We start from the raw sequence: 2,569 nt of genomic DNA, 5'->3' as shown, positions 1-2,569 counted from the left end.
ATCGCCCGGTCCGCGCCACCCGGAACGGCGCTGGCGGTCACCAACTACGCGAGCAACCTCCGGCGGCTCGGCTACACCGACGACGACCTTTCCGGCGGCGGCAGCGACCGCCTCATCGACGCGCTCGTCGCCCACGGCGACCCGGCCACCGTCGCGGCCCGGCTGCTGGCCCATCGCGACGCCGGCGCCGACCAGGTCGGCGTCTACCCCCTCGGCGACGAGCCGGTCGCCACCCTCCTCGCGGTCGCCGACGCCGTGCAGGCCGTCAAGGCCGGGTGATCGGTGGTCAGGCGGGGATCGCGTTCAGCTGCCGCTCCCAATCCGGGTACTTCGCGAGCTTCGCCTGGTGCAGCGAGACGATCTTCGCGCCCGTCTCGGGGTCGGCGTCGTCGGTGAACCGCACCGCCGAGAGCCGCGCCAGGCGCGGCAGGACGACGTCGTCCCCGGCCAGGTGCACGGGGTCGTGCATGTACCGCTCGAGCGCGGCGAGGTCCGCGACGCCGACGCAGTAGGCGTGGGTGAAACCGTCGGCCGGGTCGCCGAGGTCCCGGCCGACGGTGCCGAACGCCGCGGACTCGACGCCCGCCGTCCGCCGCATGGCTTCGAGGACGGCTTCGCGCCCGTCCTCCGTGACGTCGTCGCGGAAGCGGAACCGCAGCAGGTTGACGATCATGGCTGTCCTCCTAAAATGAACTAGTGAGTTCAAATTAGCGAACCGCTGCGGTCGTTGTAAACTACGTCCATGACCAGGACAGGTGGCCGGATCGACAAGCAGCAGGCGATCCTCGACGCCGCGTTCGCCGTCTTCGCCCGCGCCGGCTTCGACGCGGCGAACGTCCAGGAGATCGCCGACGCGGCCGGGGTGGCGAAACCCACGGTCTACAACCACTTCCAGGACAAGGAGACCCTGTTCCGCGCCGCGCTCGCCGCGGCCGCGGAGCAGGTCGCGGCGGCCAATCTCGCGGCGGTCCAGCGCATCGCCCCGGACGGCGACCCGCGCCGGACCCTCACGCGCGCCGCCCGTGCGCTGGCGCGCCGCTGCTGCGACGAGCAGTCCCGCGCCCTCCGCACGCTCACCTACGCCCAGCTGGGCCGGTTTCCCGAGCTGCTGACCGACGTCCACGCGGTCACCGCCGGGCGGCTGGGCGACGCGCTCGCGGACCGCCTCGCCCGGCTGGTCGTCGGCGGGCAGCTGCGCCACTGCGATCCCGCGGTCGTCGCGGAGCAGTTCCTCGCCCTGCTGACCGGCCCGCTCGAACGCCGCTCGCAGCTCGGCACCCGCCGTCTCCCGGCTGCCGAGATCGACGCGGTCGCCGACAACGCCGCCGAAACGATCGTGCGGACCTTCGCCGTCTGAGCCGGCTCAGGCTTCGGGGCGCGCGGTGATCTCCGCCGCGTTCGCCCGGATCCAGTCCAGCAACGGCGCAAGGGCCGCCACCGACCTCCCGACGCACCAAACCGTGCCACCGCAACGATCGTGCGAACCTTCGCCGCCTGAGCCCGCTCAATCCTCCTGACGCGCGGTGATCTCCTCCGCGTTCACGCGAATCCAGTCCAGCAACGGCGCGAGGGCCGCCGCCGCGCCGCGGCCCAGTTCCGTCACCGAGTAGGTCACCGAAGGCGGCTGGCCCCCGCCGACCTCCCGGTGCACCAAGCCGTGCCGCCGCAACGACTTCAGCGTCGCCGCCAGGCTCTTGTCGCTGATCCCCGCCACCACCGCGCGCAGCTCGTGGTAGCGGCGCGGTTCCGCCAGCAGCGCGGTGAGCACGAGGATCGCCCAGCGGCCGGCGAGGTGGCCCAGCACCTCGCGCGCCGGGCAGTCCTTGTGGAACACGTCACCCACCACGCCTCCCCCACGCCCCCCGCCTGCGCGCTCAACCACGGGTGAGCCGCTCACCCCGGGGTGAGCGTCTTCCGCGCCACCCGCGCTCTCCGTAGGTTAGCGCCCTGCTCACGACCACCAGGAGGAGACTTGCCGACCGCACTCGTCACCGGAGCCGCCCGCGGGCTCGGCGCCGCGATCGCCCGCCGGCTCGGCGCGCAGGGGCACCACGTGATCGTCAACTACCGCGCGAACGCCGCTCGGGCCGCCGAAGTCGTCCGGGAGATCAAGGTCGCGGGCGGCACCGCCTCGAGCGCCCAAGCCGACGTCACCGACCCGGCGGCCGTCGACACGCTCGTCGCCGGCATCGGGCGCCTCGACACCGTCGTCGTCAACGCCAACACCGCTCCTCCCCCGTTCGCGTCGCTGGCCGAGCTGTCCTGGACCGCGTTCGCGGCCAAGGTGACCGGTGAGCTGGCCGGCGCCTTCCACATCACCCAGCGCGTCCTCGAGCCGATGCGGGCCCAGGGCGGCGGCCGGATCATCTACATCGGCAGCACCGCCGCGGACTACGTCGGCCAAGGGCGGCTCGCGCACGGCACCGCGAAGTCCGCGCTGGCGACCTTCGCCCGGCACGTCGCCGCCGAGTCCGCCCGCGACGGCGTCAGCGTGCTCGTCGTCGCGCCCGGAGCGGTCCGCACCCCGGCGACCGAGGGCGTGCTCGACGGTGAACGCGGCGCCGTCATC

At 73.5% G+C, this 2,569-nt stretch carries 4 protein-coding genes and 1 pseudogene; 3 read left to right on the top strand and 2 right to left on the bottom strand.

Features of this window, described 5'->3' with window-relative positions:
- Positions 1 to 279, top strand: a pseudogene (locus G3I65_RS35245) (LLM class F420-dependent oxidoreductase); the annotation flags it as partial.
- A gap of 7 nt (positions 280 to 286) precedes the next feature.
- Here the strand turns inward: G3I65_RS35245 and G3I65_RS35240 are convergent.
- The gene (locus G3I65_RS35240; protein ID WP_160699935.1) at positions 287 to 673 is read right to left on the bottom strand and encodes a Dabb family protein; all 387 of its coding nucleotides are present in this window, start codon (positions 671 to 673) and stop codon (positions 287 to 289) included.
- Positions 674 to 742: 69 nt separating this feature from the next.
- Between G3I65_RS35240 and G3I65_RS35235 the strand changes: the two genes are divergently transcribed.
- Complete coding sequence (locus G3I65_RS35235) at positions 743 to 1,357, top strand: TetR/AcrR family transcriptional regulator (RefSeq protein ID WP_160699934.1); 615 nt, start codon at positions 743 to 745, stop codon at positions 1,355 to 1,357.
- A 147-nt stretch (positions 1,358 to 1,504) separates the two neighbouring features.
- On the opposite strand, the gene G3I65_RS35230 is transcribed toward G3I65_RS35235, so the two are convergent.
- Positions 1,505 to 1,843, bottom strand: coding sequence for a helix-turn-helix domain-containing protein (locus G3I65_RS35230; protein WP_160699933.1), 339 nt, complete (start codon positions 1,841 to 1,843; stop codon positions 1,505 to 1,507).
- Positions 1,844 to 1,972: 129 nt separating this feature from the next.
- On the opposite strand from G3I65_RS35230, the gene G3I65_RS35225 reads away from it, so the two are divergent.
- Positions 1,973 to 2,569: SDR family NAD(P)-dependent oxidoreductase (locus tag G3I65_RS35225; RefSeq protein ID WP_160699932.1), on the top strand; the 597-nt coding region annotated here is incomplete at its 3' end.

The organism is Amycolatopsis sp. SID8362 (genome assembly GCF_010550475.1).
In the GTDB taxonomy this organism is placed as follows: Bacteria; Actinomycetota; Actinomycetes; order Mycobacteriales; family Pseudonocardiaceae; genus Amycolatopsis; species Amycolatopsis eburnea.
Note: the sequence above shows the minus strand (reverse complement) of the source record. Positions and strands in the feature narration are given on the sequence as shown.